We start from the raw sequence: 14,106 nt of genomic DNA, 5'->3' as shown, positions 1-14,106 counted from the left end.
GGTCCATGACGCCGCACTATGGCTAGCCCCTTGTCAAACAAGGCGACGAAGAATGGCGAACGACGACAGCGGCAAGATTGGCATCAACACGCTGCTTGCCCATTCGGGCAACAATCCGCATGACTATTTCGGCTTCGTCAATCCGCCGGTGGTGCATGCCTCGACGGTTCTGTTCCGCAATGCCGCGTCGATGGCGGCACGCAGCCAGAAATACACCTACGGCACACGCGGCACGCCGACCACCGATGCCCTCGCCCAGGCTATCGACGCGCTGGAAGGCTCGGCCGGCACGATCGTGGTGCCGTCCGGCCTGGCGGCGGTGACGGTGCCGCTGCTCGCCTTCCTGTCGGCTGGCGACCATGTCCTGATCGTCGACAGCGTCTACCATCCGACCCGCAATTTCGCCGATACGATGTTGAAGCGGCTTGGCGTCGAGGTGGAGTACTATGATCCTCATATCGGCGCCGGCATCGCAGCCCTGATCAAGCCCAACACCAAGGTGGTGTTCACGGAATCGCCGGCCTCCAATACGTTCGAGGTGCAAGACATCCCGGCCATCGCCAAGGCGGCGCACGATGCCGGGGCCGTCGTGATGATGGACAATACCTGGGCGACGCCACTGTATTTCCGCCCGCTCGATCACGGCGTCGACATCTCGATCCATGCGGCGACGAAGTACCCGGCCGGCCACTCCGATGTGCTGCTTGGCACGGTCTCGGCCAATGAGGGCTGCTGGAAGCAGCTTTACGAGAGCTTTTGCACACTGGGCTGCTGTTCGGGGCCCGACGACGTCTACCAGGTGCTGCGCGGCCTGCGCACCATGGGTGTGCGTCTCGATCATCATCAGCGCAGCGCGCTCGACATCGCCGGCTGGCTCGAAGGCCAGGAGGGCGTGGCGCGGGTGCTGCACCCTGCCCTCCCCAGCCATCCCGATCATGGCCTGTGGAAGCGTGACTTCTGCGGTTCGAGCGGCGTCTTTTCCATCGTTCTTGCCGGCGGCGGCCAGGCGCAGCAGCACGCCTTCCTCGACGCGTTGCGGATCTTCGGGCTGGGCTATTCCTGGGGCGGCTATGAAAGCCTTGCGGTGCCGGTCTGGCTCGGCGACCGCGTCGTCGCCACAGCCTCCTATGAAGGGCCGCTGATCCGCTTGCAGATCGGCCTCGAGGATGTCGAGGACCTGAAGACCGACATCCGGCGTGGCCTGGCGGCCGCTGCGGCCGCCTGACCAACCAGCCCACCAGCCAAACTGATTCAGCGGACCAGCGCAAACAGTTGGAAAGACTGGGGAATCGTTCGCAACGCGACGCTGACTCCAGACAGCGCGGCGAGCATGCAGCGACATCGCCGCAAAATTATGTTCCTTCAAATCGCGGCTTAGCGGATCGATTTGGCTTTCAATTACGACAATGCCGCGTCATTGCGGTGCGATCATCCCGGCCTCGGCCTCCTCCTTCCAGAATCCCGCAGAGTTTTCCGACGTCATGGCCTTTCGCCTTTTTGTTCCCATCCTTGCAGGTGCCACGCTACGCGAGCGCATCATCGCCTGCGTCGGCGCGATGATCGGTATCGCGCTGACGGGCGCGATCAGCGGCTTCACGCTGGGCGGCGGGCCGCACGTGCCTTTGCTGGTGGCGCCGATGGGGGCATCGGCGGTGCTGCTGTTCGCGGTGCCAGCCAGCCCGCTGGCGCAACCCTGGTCGATCATCGGCGGCAACACGATCTCGGCGCTCGTCGGCGTGATCGTGGCGCATCTGGTGCATGAACCGGTGCTGGCGACCGGCATCGCCGTGGCGCTGGCGATCGCCGCCATGTCGTTCTCGCGCTGTTTGCATCCGCCCGGCGGCGCGGCCGCCCTGACCGCCGTGTTTGGCGGGCCTGCGGTGATCAGCGCCGGCTTCCTGTTCCCGTTCGTGCCGGTGGCGGTGAACTCGATCCTGCTGGTGGCGCTGGGCTACGGCTTCCACAAGCTCGCCCGGCGCAATTATCCGCACGTGCCCGCACCAGCGCCGGCGAATACCCACGGCACCGTCGATCCGCCGGCGCCACTGCGCGTCGGCTTCCGGTCCGAGGACATCGACGCGGCGCTTGGCGCGATCGAGGAGACGTTCGACATCGATCGAAACGACCTCGACCGGCTGCTGCGGCAGGTCGAATTGCAAGCGATGGTGCGCGAGCACTCAACGTTGCTGTGCGAGGACATCATGTCGCGCGACGTGATCTCGGTCGACGAACACACCCCCGCCGAGACGGCGCGCCGATTGCTGCTCGACCACAACATCCGCACCTTGCCGGTCGTCAACGCCGAGGAAAAGCTGGCCGGAACGGTCGGTCTGCGCGAACTGGCGCTGGCCTCCGAGACGGTCGGTTCCGTGATTTCGCCCGCGGCGAGCGCCATGGCCGGTTCAGCCGCGATGGCACTGCTGCCCGTGCTGACCGACGGGCGCAGCCATGCCGTCATCATCGTCGACCACGACGAGCGGATCCTCGGGCTGATCACGCAAACCGACCTGCTGGCGGCAACCGCGCGCACGCTGGCTGCTGGCAAGCCTTCGCTGTCTGCGGTAGGATAGCCGCCCTACCCGGCAGAAAGTTCGGGAACCTTTTGCCGGCAATTCCATCCAATCCCTCAGATCGGACTTCCTGTTCGGGATTGGGTTGAGGAAACTGGCCATGCCTGCTGTGTTGACGGCCACGCCTTCTGTCGTTTCCGGCGACATGCAACTTGTCCGCCGGGCGCTGGCGCGCGACGGCGACGCATTCCGCGCCATCATCAAGACGCACAATCAGAGGCTCTATCGCATCGCCCGCGGCGTGGTGCGCAATGACAGCGAGGCCGAGGACATCGTCCAGGAGGCCTATGTCAGCGCGTTCGCGAACCTTGGCGCCTTTCGCGGCGAGTCCTCGCTCGCCACATGGTTGTCGCGCATCGTCATCAACGAGGCGCTCGGCCGTTTGCGCAAGAAGCGCAGGACAGTGCCGATGCCGGACAATCCCCAAGCCGAGATCATCCGGTTTCCCCTCAATCCCAGCGACGATCCGGAGCGGACGATGGCGCAACGGCAGATCCTCAAGCTGGTCGAACAGGCAACCGACAGCCTTCCAGATGTCTACCGTACGGTGTTCGTGGCACGGGTGATCGAGGGGCTCAGCATCGAAGAGACCGCCGATCTCCTCGGCGTCCGGCCGCAGACCGTCAAGACCAGGCTGCACCGCGCCCGAGCCCTGGTGCGCAAGGCGCTGGACGACCAGATCGGGCCGGTGCTGCTCGATGCTTTCCCGTTCGCCGGCCGACGCTGCGAAAAGCTGACCAGCGCCGTGATGCGGCGGCTCGGCCTGGAAGGCTGACGCTCGTCGGTTTCAGGTGATTTTGACGGGAACGTTTGCCGCCGTCCCGCATCCAATGATCGTCAACCGAGAAACGCTGTCCGGCGCGATTGCCGCGTCCGGCGAAGGAGATGCCATGCTTATCCGACATACCGCTGCTTTGGCCGCCATGCTGCTGCTTGGCGCTGCCCCACTCGCACAAGCCGCCGACAAGCCGACCGACCCGCAGATCGCCCACATTGCCTACACGGCTGGGGTCATCGACGTTGAAGCTGCCAAATTGGCGATCGAGAAATCGAAGAACAAGGAGGTCGTGGATTTCGCCAGGGACATGGTGCGCGATCATGAGGCGGTGAACAAGCAGGCATTGGACCTGGTCAAGAAGCTGAAGGTCACCCCGGAAGACAACGCCACCAGCCAGGCATTGACGAAGGCGGCCAAAGAGGAACGCTCCAAGCTCGCCAAGCTGAAGGGTGCGGCCTTCGACAAGGCCTATGTCGAAAACGAGGTTGCCTATCACAAGCAGGTCGACGGCGCTCTCGAAACGCTGCTCATCCCTTCGGCCAGCAATGCCGAACTGAAGAGCCTGCTGGAAACCGGCCTGAAGATCTTCCAGGGCCATGAGCAGCATGCCGAACACGTCGCCGGCATGTTGAAATGATGCCGGGCGCCTCGAAACGACGATGGCGGTTTGCCGCGCTGGCGATGGCCCTCGCGGCGACGCCGGCGGCCGCCGAAACTATCCAGGTCACCATCGACAAACTGGTGTTCTCGCCAGCCACCGTCAAGGCGAAGGCCGGCGACACGATCGAGTGGGTGAACAAGGACGTGTTCGCCCACACGGCGACCGTCAAGGGCGGCTGGGAGGTGATGATCCCGCCGAAAGCATCCGCGCGCCTGACCCTGCAGAAGGCGGAAGCGGTCGACTATTTCTGCCGCTTCCATCCCAATATGAAAGGCCACATCGCGATGATGCCCTGATTGACCGCCCCGCGGGGGCGGTCCTTCGGCATCAAGCCGCCTGGTAGCGGGGCGCTGGTTCGCCGGTTTGCGTGGCGGCGAACAGCGTGGCACGGGCGGCGTCGTAGTTTTCCCACAGCGCACGGTCGTGCACCGACGGCAAGGTGACGGCTTCGCCCTGGTCGAAGCCGGCGAGCGCTGCGTCGACCATATTTTCCGCCGTCATCACCACTGCCGGGTCGAATGCCGAAAGCGGAATACCGGCGTGATCGTAGAATTCGGTGGCGGTCCCGGCCGGAAGCACGACCTGCAGCCTGACGTTGGTTCCGGCAAGCTCATCCTGCAGGCCGCGGCTGAAGTTCAGCACATAGGCCTTGGTGCCGCTGTAGAGCGAGGCGATCGGGAGTGAATGCAGCGCCAGCACCGACGCGACGTTGATGATCGCCCCGGCGTTGCGCGACAGGAACGCAGGAAGCACCGCCCGGGTCAGCCGGGTCAGCGCCGTGATATTGAGCGCGATGGTCGAAGCGGCGGCGTCGGTGGACGTGTCCACGGTCGAGGCGAGCGTGCCGTTGCCAGCATTGTTCACAAGCAGAGCGACGGCGGGGTTGGTGGCAAGCACCTTCTCGACGCGCGCCAGGCCCTCCTCCTTCGTCAAATCGGCGCCGATCACCTCGACCTTGATGCCATGCGCCTGCGACAGCTTCACCGAAAGGGTCTTCAGGCGGTCGGCACGGCGGGCCACGAGCACGAGATCATAGCCCCGGGCGCCGAGGCGGTCGGCATAGACGGCGCCGATGCCGGCGGAGGCGCCGGTGACGACGGCAACGGGCCTCGGATTGGATACGGAATTTGACATGGGATGACTCCTTAAAAATTGAGTGCTCAACCATAGGCCGGGCGGGATAAAGGTTGAGTACTCAACCAATTAGGCGAGGCTGCACCCCTTTGCAATGGTGAAGCCCTCAACTATTTTGTGAAGATGGGAACTAAGGTGGAGTCGCCAGTATCGATTGCAGCTCTGAATGGGCTGGGCACGGAAGGGTCCGGCATGCCGGACGACTTCGTTTGCACCAACTCGTCGCTGCGCCGTGCGGCGCGCCGGCTTGGCCAATTGTACGACGAGGCGCTGATCCCGACCGGCCTGACATCAACACAAACCCTGCTGCTTGGCCAGATCGACGGATTTGGCGCCGCCCAATGCGAGGAGGCCCCGACGTTGCAGGTTCTCGCCGGCCGCTTGGGGATCCAGCTTTCGGCGCTGACGCATGCGCTGAGGCCGCTGGTGCGCGACGGTCTGGTCGAAGTCCACCAGAATGCAAGCGACCGGCGAACAAAGCACGCCGTGCTGACGTCGCAGGGCAAGGCGCGATACCAGCAGGCATGTGTGGTGTGGGTCGAGGTCAACCGGCGCGTCGAGGCGATTCTTGGCTCCGAGGCGGCCGAGAGGCTGAGAAGCCTGGCTGACGACGTCGCCTCGCAGGACTTTCTCGACGCCTATGCCGCCGGTGGGAAACTGCTACGCAATAGAGCGTGACTCGAATCGACACCGCCTGATGCCCAAAAGTTGCGGGCCAAGGGCCGTTTGCCCGCAGACGCGTATCGCCGGAGGAAACCGCCGGCCCTTCAGGTCACGCTTCATGGTGCAGTGGGAGGTGATGATCCCGCCGAAGAAATCCGCGAGCCTGACATTGAAGGCTGCCGGGGCGCTCGATTATTTCTGCCGTTTCCACCCCGACATGAAAGGCCGCTTGGTGGTGTCGCCCTGATCCAGCGCCAACGAGGCCCGCCTGGCCTCGTCGGGCCGTGCCATGTGGGTCCAGGAGCCGTCATGGCGGGGCTCGCGTCGCGCCAGCCAGGCATCGAGCCCTTCGCGCAAATCGGCGGTCGGCGCCACACGGGCGAACTGCTCGGCCTCGACCAGCAGGCCTTCGGCGATGCTCCGGTCGAGGCCGCGCGCCACCGCGGTGAGGATGCCGGCGACCGCCAGACCGGAGTGCCGCAGGATACGCCTGGCAAGACCGATTGCGGCGGGCATCAGGTCGGCATGCGGCACCACCTGGTTGACGAGGCCAAGTTCAAGGGCGCGCGGTGGCGGAAACCAGTCACCGGTCAAAAGCAGTTCGAGCGCCCGCTTGCGCCCGGCAAGCCTCGGCAATCGCTGCGTGCCGCCAAAGGTCGGCGGCATCGCAAGGCTGATTTCCGGCTTGGCAAACAGAGCGCGTTCGCTCGCAATGGCAAGCGGCACGGCCTCGGTGATCTCGCAGCCGCCGCCGAAGGCAATACCATTGACTGCGGCGATGACGGGTTTGCGGAATGTTTCCAGCCTTGCCGTCAGCCTTTGCCCGCGCATGACGAAGTCGCGCATCGCGACATCGACGCCAAGCGCCACGCTGGCCGCGAACTCGTGGATGTCGCCGCCCGCCGAAAACGCCCGCTCCCCAGCTCCGGTAAGGATGACCGCGCGCACGCCGTCATCGACTTCAATGTCATCGAGGATCGCAAGCAGGCGATCGATCAGGGCATAGTTCAGCGCGTTGAGTTTCTCCGGCCGGTTGAGGGTGAGGACGGCAATTCCATCCCTGGTCTCGTTAAGGACAAGATCGGTCATCTGGCTTCCTTCCCATCATGCTCATGGCCGGCAGGTTACGCCCTTCCCCACTTGTGTATATTCACTAGTCGGTATACCTAAGCTCATGCCCGACGCACAAAGCCCTACCCGCAAACGCATTGTCGATGCCGCGACCAAGCTTTTCTATGCCGAAGGAATCGTCAGCGTCGATGCGGTTGCCGAGGAGGCGGGCCTCACCAAGCGGACGCTCTATTACCACTTCAAGAGCAAGGACGATCTCATCGCCGCCTATCTCGATGGCCGCGACCAACCCAATCTGAAGCGGATGGCTGGTTGGTTCGATGCTGCCGAAGGCGGGGTGGATCGCAAGGTCGAGGCGATCTTCAGCAATCTGGCGAGGGCCGCTCACCATCCGAAATGGAAAGGATGCGGCTTCCTGCGCACGGCCGCGGAACTCGCCTCGATGCCCGGACATCCGGCGATCAAGGCCGGGTCGCGACACAAGACGAATTTCGAAACATGGCTGGCTGGCGCCTTGTCGAACCACGGCGTTGAGGGGCCGCAAGCCTTGGCACGCGAGGTCGTGCTGCTGATCGACGGTTGCTTTTCGATCATGCTGATCCACCGCAACCCCGATTACATCGAGGCTGCCGGCCGCGCCGCGGCGACACTTGTCCGGGCGCGGACTTCAAGCGGCAGGATCTAGAATCCGAACGCCAGCCATGCCGTGCCGGCCGCGAGCGTCATCAGCGTCAGCGGCAAGCCTACCTTGAAGAAGGCGCCGAAGGACAGATGCGTGCCGGCGGTCCGTGCCTGTTCGGCGACGATCAAATTGGCGACCGAGCCGAGCAGCGTGAAATTGCCGGCCAGCGTCGAGCTCATGGCGACCACCAGCCAGGCGCGCCCGGGGTTTTCCAGGCCAGGGATGAAAGGCCTGAGCGCCAGCACGGCCGGAACATTGCTCATGATGTTGGAAAGCACCGCGGTGAACCCGGACAACCGCCAGACGTCATCGAGGCCGAGATCCTTGCCCGAGGCAATCATATCGGGCGTGAGCAGCGTCTTTTCGGCACCGGCGACGACCACGAACAGGCCGGCGAACATGAACAGCAGCGGCCCGTCGATCTCGCGGTAGATGCGCGCCGGCTTGAGGGAGCGGGTGAGCAGGAGAATGGCGCCGCCGATCAGTGCGGCCTTCGCCACGGGCACGCCGGCAAAAAAGCCGATGGCCAGCCCGATGCAGACGACCACCGCCTTCAAAACCTGCCCCTTGTGCATGCGGCCACGCGAGACCTCGGGCGTCAGTTGGGCTGTGCGGCCGAATTCGGCCCGGTAGACGATGCGCACGATGACGATGACGGCGATGAGCCCGAACAAGGCGACCGGCGCCAGCGCCGCGGAAAAAGCAGGATAGGAAATGCCCGACAGCGCGCCGATGACCATGTTTTGCGGATTGCCGGTGATGGTGGCGACACTGCCGCAGTTCGATGCGGTGGCGGTGGCGATCAGATACGGGATCGGGTTGCGCTTGATGACACGCGTGACGTGGACGACGATGGGCGCCATCACCAGGCAGATGGCGTCGTTGACCAGGAAGGCCGACAGCACGCCGGTCAAGAGCGTCACCATCACCAGAAGCATGAACGGCGCGTGCGCGTGCTCGATGGCGATGGCGCCAAGGCCGCGAAAGGCGCCCGACACCTTCAGATGCGCCACCACGATCATCATGCCGAGCAGCAGCGTGATGGTGTCGAAATTGATGGCGCGGTAGGCATCCTCCATGCTCAGCGCGCCTATGGCGATCATCGAGGCTCCGCCGAGCAGCGCTATTCCCGCCCGGTCGAGACGCAAGCCGGGAATGCGGCCAATGGCGACGCCTGCATAGGTCAGGACCAGGATCAGCAGTGCCGCGGCGCCCATCAATGTCATCGGGTAGGAAGGTCCTGCTCAGTCGGTTGGGGCCGTGCGCGCCCGGCGATTCACTTGCATACCAGCTTTAGCGCGATGTCGGGATCGATGCCAAACCGGGTGGCAGACTGCCCGAAACGGCTGACGAGAGCGGCGCCGCTAACGCCGGTAGAAATCCAGCCGCTCCCGCAATGCCGCTGGCGAAAACAGCTCCTCGACGGTCTGCCGCGCCTTGCGGCCAACTGTCGCGCGCAGTGCCGGGTCGGCTTTGAGCTCGGCCAAAATCCGCGCCGCCTGTTGCGTCGTTTCGAACAGAAACCCGTTTTGGCCATGACTGATATGGTCGGCATAGCCGCCATGCGAATGGCAGACCACGGGCAGACCGCAGGCCATCGCCTCGAACACGACGCGGCCGAACGTCTCCACATGCGAGCCGGTGCGGTAATAGAACGCGTCGAGCGTCGACAGGAACTGCTCGGCCGCAAACCGGCCTTCCGGGAGGAGTTCGAGCTGCGGATGCGGCTTGAGCCTGTCGCTGAGGAGCATTCCGCCCTGAATCCGCAGCGCGGTGCCATCCGCCAGCAGTTCCTCATAGAGCGGCATATCGTCGATATGGTGCTTGTCCAGCGTATCGCGGCTCAGCCGTCCAATCGTGAACGGACCATCCGGTCTGGCCAGCCGCGGCGAAAAGCGGTCTATATCGATGGGTGACGGATGGACGACGCCGTCGACCCGCAGCATGCGTTTTTGAAAATCCGAAATCAGCACCAGTTCCGCGTCGGGCCAGTTCAGCAGGCGAGGCATGCGCGTCGTCAGCGCGACGACTTTCGGGTGAAATGTGTTGAAGACATAGATCAGCCGGCGCGGCCGCGGGATCAGGTAAGGCCATATCTTGTTGCGCCAATGCGCGCCGAGGAAGACGTAGGTGCCACCGTCCGGCGCATTCCGCGGCGAGATGCGGCGAATCGGAAATTGCCGCATCAGTTCGCCGGACGCCCTGGAGGACGTCGCCCACAGGCGCACCTCGGAATCGGCGCTCAGCAGGCGAAACAGATCGAGGGTTTCGAGGTCGCTGCCGCCAAAGGGGTTCTGAAAGCCGTTGAACAGATGGATCATAGTCGCCGCACCGAGCTTGCCTGGACCGTCTCGCCATCATTCGCCGGCGCCGGCAGGCCGTGGCCGGCCGGACGCTTGGGGAGTAGGAAAGCAGGAAGGTCTCCGCGGCGACCCATACATCACCGACCGGGAGGAAGCACACAGATAAGATAGCGTCAAGAAAGCGCCCAACGCGGCTTTCTTCTCCGCTGAGCGTCAATGCATGGTGGCGGCGTTGGCCAGGGCCACCAAAGCCGACTCCGCCGGATCGAAGCTCACCTGATCGCGTCCATTCGATTTGGCGGCATAGAGCCGCTTGTCGGCAGCGGAGAATATCTCCTCGTAGGTCGTCGGCCCACTGAAGCTGGTGCCACCGATGCTGACCGAGAGCGGACAGGAACGCCCGCCAGGAGAAAAGTCCATCTCGCGGATGCGTCGACGGATGCTTTCGGCAACCAGCCAGGATTGTGACGGGTCGACGCCGGGGAGAAACACGCCGAACTCCTCGCCGCCGATGCGGCCGACGATATCGCTGCCCCGCAATTGTCCCTTGATCGCCTGCGCTATCAGCTTGAGCGCCTGGTCGCCGCAGTCATGGCCAAGCCGGTCGTTGATCGACTTGAAGTGATCGGCATCGATGATCAGCAGAGCACCGGACTTGACCGACGCCTGTCTGTCGACCTGCTCGAGATAGGCTTCGACAAGCATCGAGAAGGCGCCGCGGTTGAGCACGGCGGTCAGGCTGTCGGTGGCGGCGATGACGCTCAGGTCACGCTGGGCGATGGCCAGTTGGCGTATCTTCCACATCAGGAAGAACAGAAACGACCCGCCCAACGCCAAAGGCAGCAGGAGGTCGGTCAGTTGCGCCCGCCACACGGCTTCGCGCGAAAGATAAGGGAAATTGAACGAATCGACGAAAAACGCCACGGCGATGAAAAATGCCGTGCCGGCAGTCGTGACAGCGATCACCCTGCCCCAGCTCGTCGCCGACAGGTCGACCTTCATCTCATTCACTCCGTTAGCCGCGCCTACTATGACGTGCCAACGCAAACAAAATGATAAGACTTTTCTTTCAATTCGATATCAGCGATCCGCAGCCTGGCATCGGCTGCCGCCATGTCGGCAGCAGCCGCCGCTCCCACGGCATGCGGGGGCTTGTCGCTTGATCTGCGAGGAGTGCCGGCGTTAGCGGTTGGACGTCGATCCGCCGACCGTCTCGACAACGAAGGATGCCGCGATCAGGTCGTCGGCATCAAGACGTAGGGAGCCTTCGGTCGCCCCCATGATCGCTGCGACCTTGTGGAAGGTTTTCATTTCGTGATCGGAAATCTGGGCATTTTGCATCTTGGTCTTGAGCTCGGCGATACGTCTCCCCAAGGCAGGGGACGTTCCAATTTCACGTTTCGACATGGCGTGGTTTCTCCTCCCCCAACCCATGCTTGTTTGCCCCGCCCCTTCGGCGGACCGCATATTGCCTATTTATGAGGCACCGCGAATACAAGGCCCCGAACGCGTGATTCGGACGAAGGTTCCCGCGCGGCAGTGTCACGAAATAATACCAAGGAGCGGCACCATCCGACCACCAGACGCCGCAACGGCATGGTGCCAGAATCGCGCCGACAAACCGCCACCGCCCGGCCACATTCGCTGCCGCTGCTCGACGTCCCCTTCACATCTGTGTCCGGAACGGACCCTGAAAATATTGGCGATCCCGACAGGATTCGAACCTGTGACCATCGGCTTAGAAGGCCGGTGCTCTATCCAGCTGAGCTACGGGACCGCTGGCCGGCTCGGAGCCGGTAGATGTTGGCGCTGGCGCCCGTTCGGGCTTGCCGATCAATGCGTCCAGGGCGTCCTGCGGTCATAGCGGAAATTCTCCGCGTAGGAAATCTGCCGGCGCTTGGGCTCCTTCGGCTCCTCGACGCGATAGGCAAGCCCCTCTTTTTCGGCGTAGGCAACCGCCTCTTCGCGCGTGTCGAAGGTGAGCCTGATCTGGCTTCTCATGTCTGCCGACGTGGTGTAGCCCATCAGAGGATCGATCTTCTTGCGCGTCTCGGGGTCGAATTCCAGCACCCAGTGACCGGTCTTGGCCTTGCCGGACTGCATCGCGGTTTTGGCTGGGCTGAAAATGCGCGCGGACATGGCCACCTCGTTCTTGTGCGAGGCAGCATCGCCACCCCTTTGCCAGTCATTACTGCGCAAAGAGGACGGCGGCAAGGTTTTTGCACTTGCCATGTAACACCGAAATGAATAGGCAACAGACCGTTCGGAGTGTAGCGCAGGCTGGTAGCGCATCTGGTTTGGGACCAGAGGGTCGGGAGTTCGAATCTCTCCACTCCGACCACTTCTTCTCCTGCAAAACCGAGGACCTGCGGTCGCTGAAGGGCAATCGCTCCTTGTCGCGTGCGGCGGGTGCCGCCGGCCGGACCTCCACATGCGACGCGGAACAAGAGCACGCCACGAAGTCCGCCCCTAGAACACGCCTTCTATGTCGGTCCTGGAAAAATCGGCTCCGACGTAGAGCAGGCGGCAAGCGTGCTCTTTCGCCACCTCATAGGAGAAACAATCTCCGAAATTGAGCGCGGCCGGATGGATGCCCTTGCCCCATCGCATATAAGCTTCGGCGATACGCCGGGCGGAAGCCGGCGTGACCGCCACCACCTCGAAGCCAAGCCCGTCGATCAGGCTGGATAGCTCGGCTGCAATGCCGCGGTGCGACGCGACAATCAGCGCCTCGGCGACGGTGCCCGCGGAAATCAAGAGGTCGTTCTCGGCTTCGAGCGCGGCTATGCAAGCGTCGGCCTGCGGTTCATCAAGCACGATCGCCATCAGTGCCGAGGTGTCGACCGCGATCATCCGGGCATGCCGTCGTCACCGTAGAGGAAATCCTGGCTTCGGGCGGCTGAAGGTCCGGCCTTCGCCTTGGCTGCGCCGGATTGGCGCATTGCCTCCAGCAGCGTCCGGCGGGTTTTCTTGTCGGGCACCAGCTTGACCGGGACCAGACGCACAGCCGCATGACCATGGCGGGTGAGAATGATTTCGTCGCCGGCCTCGGCACGGCGAACCAGTTCGGTCAGCTGTCCCTTGGCGTCTGTAACGGATACCTGCACGGGGCGCTCCTCATGGACTGTTTCTTGGTCCATGTTCCGCCGGAAAATAGTCCAACAAATGGTCTATTTCAACATGTTTGAGCTCGAATGTTCGCTGCCGCGGCTACCAACGGCCGCAGTACAGACGGCAAGCTCGCCGGGCGAGAACCCCAACCGCCCCACTCCCGGCGAGCCTACAACCTGATTTGGAACGCAATCAGGACCGGGATCAGCCGGCAAAGCTCACGCTGCAAGATGGATGCCAGGGCGTTATTCCCAAAATGGGACGGTGACCGGGGACGGGAGACCGCGCCGTTTGCAGGCCGGCCAAAATATCGAGACTCCTAGAGCGGTTCACCGTTTCACGGAAACGCCGAACCGCTCTATCTCTTTGTTTTTACGCAATTCCGGACGGAAAACCGTTTCACACTTTTCCTGGAATTGCTCTAAATCTCGAACTCGCCCTGCCCTTCATCCATGGCGCTGACGGCTTCGGCGGCCAAGGCCCGGGTGATCGGCGTCTTGCGTTCGAGCGCGGCGCGGTCCAGCCGTTCCACCACGCGCATCGCTGTCGCCAGCGAGCGCTCGATGCGCCGTACCAGATACTGCACGACATGCGGCTCGACCTCGACCTGGCGGTCGGCGAACAGTTTGGTGATGACACCGGCGAGCAGGAGGTCGTCGGGCTCGTGGATCTCGACCGTCGCCGCCACCTTCAGCCGCGAGGCAAGGTCGGGCAGCGAAACACCCCAGGCCGACGGAAACCGCCGCGCCGTCAGAAGCAAAGTGGAGCCGGCACCGCGCACCGCATTGATCAGGTGGAACAGGCCTTGTTCGTCGACCGCTCCGGTGTCGACATCGTCGATCAGCGCCGGCCGCGCGCCGAGGGTCTCGATGCTGTCGCCAATGCGCCTGGCGTCAATCGCCACCGCGTTGGCGCGTGCACGCCAGATCGAAGCCAGATGTGTCTTGCCGGAGCCCGCGGGACCCGCCAGCACCACCAGCGACGATGGCCAGTCCGGCCACCGGTCGACCAGTGCCACTGCCTGGCTGTTGGTGCCGGAGACGACGAGTTCGTCCCGCGAATAGCCGGTGCCGTGGCCGAGATTGAGGGGCAACTGGCGCGGCGTGTCGGTCTTCTGGTCACTCATTGGGGCT

17 protein-coding genes, 2 tRNA genes and 1 pseudogene are annotated in these 14,106 nt (G+C 63.6%); 9 read left to right on the top strand and 11 right to left on the bottom strand.

The window, feature by feature from the left end:
• Positions 1 to 52: 52 nt before the first annotated feature.
• The 5 genes from NKI49_RS02110 to NKI49_RS02090 all read left to right on the top strand — a co-directional run bounded on the left by NKI49_RS02110 (position 53) and on the right by NKI49_RS02090 (position 4,305).
• The gene (locus tag NKI49_RS02110; protein ID WP_352598572.1) at positions 53 to 1,225 is read left to right on the top strand and encodes a cystathionine beta-lyase; all 1,173 of its coding nucleotides are present in this window, start codon (positions 53 to 55) and stop codon (positions 1,223 to 1,225) included.
• 256 nt (positions 1,226 to 1,481) lie between these two features.
• On the top strand, positions 1,482 to 2,570 hold the full coding sequence (locus tag NKI49_RS02105) for an HPP family protein (RefSeq protein WP_352598573.1): 1,089 nt from the start codon (positions 1,482 to 1,484) through the stop codon (positions 2,568 to 2,570).
• A 100-nt stretch (positions 2,571 to 2,670) separates the two neighbouring features.
• The gene (locus NKI49_RS02100; protein WP_352598574.1) at positions 2,671 to 3,345 is read left to right on the top strand and encodes an RNA polymerase sigma factor; all 675 of its coding nucleotides are present in this window, start codon (positions 2,671 to 2,673) and stop codon (positions 3,343 to 3,345) included.
• A 115-nt stretch (positions 3,346 to 3,460) separates the two neighbouring features.
• Entirely contained in the window at positions 3,461 to 3,985 is a 525-nt protein-coding gene (locus NKI49_RS02095; RefSeq protein ID WP_352598575.1) for a DUF4142 domain-containing protein, read from the top strand.
• On the top strand, positions 3,982 to 4,305 hold the full coding sequence (locus NKI49_RS02090) for a cupredoxin domain-containing protein (protein ID WP_502899460.1): 324 nt from the start codon (positions 3,982 to 3,984) through the stop codon (positions 4,303 to 4,305). Before NKI49_RS02095 ends, NKI49_RS02090 begins: the two co-directional genes overlap by 4 nt.
• A 31-nt stretch (positions 4,306 to 4,336) precedes the next feature.
• Here the strand turns inward: NKI49_RS02090 and NKI49_RS02085 are convergent, their stop codons facing one another.
• Positions 4,337 to 5,143 carry an SDR family NAD(P)-dependent oxidoreductase gene (locus NKI49_RS02085; RefSeq protein ID WP_352598576.1) on the bottom strand — a complete coding sequence of 269 codons (807 nt, stop codon included), beginning with the start codon at positions 5,141 to 5,143 and terminating at the stop codon, positions 4,337 to 4,339.
• A 192-nt stretch (positions 5,144 to 5,335) separates the two neighbouring features.
• On the opposite strand from NKI49_RS02085, the gene NKI49_RS02080 reads away from it, so the two are divergent.
• Together NKI49_RS02080 and NKI49_RS02075 are read left to right on the top strand one after the other, a co-directional pair.
• Complete coding sequence (locus tag NKI49_RS02080) at positions 5,336 to 5,821, top strand: MarR family winged helix-turn-helix transcriptional regulator (RefSeq protein WP_352598577.1); 486 nt, start codon at positions 5,336 to 5,338, stop codon at positions 5,819 to 5,821.
• 112 nt (positions 5,822 to 5,933) lie between these two features.
• Positions 5,934 to 6,053, top strand: a pseudogene (locus NKI49_RS02075) (cupredoxin domain-containing protein); the annotation flags it as partial.
• On the opposite strand, the gene NKI49_RS02070 reads toward NKI49_RS02075, so the two are convergent.
• Positions 5,999 to 6,895, bottom strand: coding sequence for a crotonase/enoyl-CoA hydratase family protein (locus NKI49_RS02070; protein ID WP_352598578.1), 897 nt, complete (start codon positions 6,893 to 6,895; stop codon positions 5,999 to 6,001). The pseudogene NKI49_RS02075 and the gene NKI49_RS02070 overlap by 55 nt on opposite strands.
• A gap of 85 nt (positions 6,896 to 6,980) precedes the next feature.
• Between NKI49_RS02070 and NKI49_RS02065 the strand changes: the two genes are divergently transcribed.
• Positions 6,981 to 7,562, top strand: a complete 582-nt coding sequence (locus NKI49_RS02065) for a TetR/AcrR family transcriptional regulator (protein WP_352598579.1) — start codon at positions 6,981 to 6,983, stop codon at positions 7,560 to 7,562.
• Here the strand turns inward: NKI49_RS02065 and NKI49_RS02060 are convergent.
• The 6 genes from NKI49_RS02060 to NKI49_RS02035 form a co-directional block, all read right to left on the bottom strand.
• Entirely contained in the window at positions 7,559 to 8,785 is a 1,227-nt protein-coding gene (locus NKI49_RS02060; protein ID WP_352598580.1) for an anion transporter, read from the bottom strand. The two genes, NKI49_RS02065 and NKI49_RS02060, sit on opposite strands and share 4 nt — an antisense overlap.
• A 138-nt stretch (positions 8,786 to 8,923) precedes the next feature.
• A complete protein-coding gene (locus tag NKI49_RS02055) occupies positions 8,924 to 9,880 on the bottom strand; it encodes a glycosyltransferase family 4 protein (RefSeq protein ID WP_352598581.1) in 957 nt (318 codons plus the stop codon).
• Between the two features lie 195 nt (positions 9,881 to 10,075).
• Positions 10,076 to 10,864 (bottom strand): GGDEF domain-containing protein, encoded by a 789-nt coding sequence (locus NKI49_RS02050; protein ID WP_352598582.1) that lies wholly within the window; start codon positions 10,862 to 10,864, stop codon positions 10,076 to 10,078.
• Positions 10,865 to 11,044: 180 nt separating this feature from the next.
• Positions 11,045 to 11,269, bottom strand: a complete 225-nt coding sequence (locus tag NKI49_RS02045) for a hypothetical protein (RefSeq protein WP_352598583.1) — start codon at positions 11,267 to 11,269, stop codon at positions 11,045 to 11,047.
• Between the two features lie 293 nt (positions 11,270 to 11,562).
• Positions 11,563 to 11,639, bottom strand: a tRNA-Arg gene (locus NKI49_RS02040).
• A 56-nt stretch (positions 11,640 to 11,695) separates the two neighbouring features.
• Positions 11,696 to 12,001, bottom strand: coding sequence for an ETC complex I subunit (locus NKI49_RS02035; protein WP_027026278.1), 306 nt, complete (start codon positions 11,999 to 12,001; stop codon positions 11,696 to 11,698).
• A 125-nt stretch (positions 12,002 to 12,126) separates the two neighbouring features.
• Here NKI49_RS02035 and NKI49_RS02030 point away from each other — a divergent pair.
• Positions 12,127 to 12,203: transfer RNA gene (locus NKI49_RS02030), tRNA-Pro, on the top strand.
• A gap of 128 nt (positions 12,204 to 12,331) precedes the next feature.
• Here the strand turns inward: NKI49_RS02030 and NKI49_RS02025 are convergent.
• The 3 genes from NKI49_RS02025 to hdaA all read right to left on the bottom strand — a co-directional run bounded on the left by NKI49_RS02025 (position 12,332) and on the right by hdaA (position 14,099).
• Complete coding sequence (locus NKI49_RS02025) at positions 12,332 to 12,715, bottom strand: type II toxin-antitoxin system VapC family toxin (RefSeq protein ID WP_352598584.1); 384 nt, start codon at positions 12,713 to 12,715, stop codon at positions 12,332 to 12,334.
• Positions 12,712 to 12,969, bottom strand: coding sequence for a type II toxin-antitoxin system Phd/YefM family antitoxin (locus tag NKI49_RS02020; RefSeq protein WP_352598585.1), 258 nt, complete (start codon positions 12,967 to 12,969; stop codon positions 12,712 to 12,714). Before NKI49_RS02020 ends, NKI49_RS02025 begins: the two co-directional genes overlap by 4 nt.
• 425 nt (positions 12,970 to 13,394) lie before the next feature.
• Positions 13,395 to 14,099: a DnaA regulatory inactivator HdaA gene (gene hdaA / locus NKI49_RS02015; RefSeq protein WP_352598586.1), complete on the bottom strand. Its 705-nt coding sequence runs from the start codon at positions 14,097 to 14,099 to the stop codon at positions 13,395 to 13,397.
• Positions 14,100 to 14,106: the final 7 nt, after the last annotated feature.

The sequence above is a fragment of the Mesorhizobium sp. M0587 genome, from assembly GCF_040320945.1.
Taxonomy (GTDB): Bacteria; Pseudomonadota; Alphaproteobacteria; order Rhizobiales; family Rhizobiaceae; genus Mesorhizobium.
Note: the sequence above shows the minus strand (reverse complement) of the source record. Positions and strands in the feature narration are given on the sequence as shown.

Coding starts and splice junctions, on each gene's coding strand:
- NKI49_RS02110 (WP_352598572.1), top strand. CDS start 53: ATGGCGAACGACGACAGCGGCAAGATTGGCATCAACACGCTGCTTGCC.
- NKI49_RS02105 (WP_352598573.1), top strand. CDS start 1,482: ATGGCCTTTCGCCTTTTTGTTCCCATCCTTGCAGGTGCCACGCTACGC.
- NKI49_RS02100 (WP_352598574.1), top strand. CDS start 2,671: ATGCCTGCTGTGTTGACGGCCACGCCTTCTGTCGTTTCCGGCGACATG.
- NKI49_RS02095 (WP_352598575.1), top strand. CDS start 3,461: ATGCTTATCCGACATACCGCTGCTTTGGCCGCCATGCTGCTGCTTGGC.
- NKI49_RS02090 (WP_502899460.1), top strand. CDS start 3,982: ATGATGCCGGGCGCCTCGAAACGACGATGGCGGTTTGCCGCGCTGGCG.
- NKI49_RS02085 (WP_352598576.1), bottom strand. CDS start 5,143: ATGTCAAATTCCGTATCCAATCCGAGGCCCGTTGCCGTCGTCACCGGC.
- NKI49_RS02080 (WP_352598577.1), top strand. CDS start 5,336: ATGCCGGACGACTTCGTTTGCACCAACTCGTCGCTGCGCCGTGCGGCG.
- NKI49_RS02070 (WP_352598578.1), bottom strand. CDS start 6,895: ATGACCGATCTTGTCCTTAACGAGACCAGGGATGGAATTGCCGTCCTC.
- NKI49_RS02065 (WP_352598579.1), top strand. CDS start 6,981: ATGCCCGACGCACAAAGCCCTACCCGCAAACGCATTGTCGATGCCGCG.
- NKI49_RS02060 (WP_352598580.1), bottom strand. CDS start 8,785: ATGACATTGATGGGCGCCGCGGCACTGCTGATCCTGGTCCTGACCTAT.
- NKI49_RS02055 (WP_352598581.1), bottom strand. CDS start 9,880: ATGATCCATCTGTTCAACGGCTTTCAGAACCCCTTTGGCGGCAGCGAC.
- NKI49_RS02050 (WP_352598582.1), bottom strand. CDS start 10,864: ATGAAGGTCGACCTGTCGGCGACGAGCTGGGGCAGGGTGATCGCTGTC.
- NKI49_RS02045 (WP_352598583.1), bottom strand. CDS start 11,269: ATGTCGAAACGTGAAATTGGAACGTCCCCTGCCTTGGGGAGACGTATC.
- NKI49_RS02035 (WP_027026278.1), bottom strand. CDS start 12,001: ATGTCCGCGCGCATTTTCAGCCCAGCCAAAACCGCGATGCAGTCCGGC.
- NKI49_RS02025 (WP_352598584.1), bottom strand. CDS start 12,715: ATGATCGCGGTCGACACCTCGGCACTGATGGCGATCGTGCTTGATGAA.
- hdaA (WP_352598586.1), bottom strand. CDS start 14,099: ATGAGTGACCAGAAGACCGACACGCCGCGCCAGTTGCCCCTCAATCTC.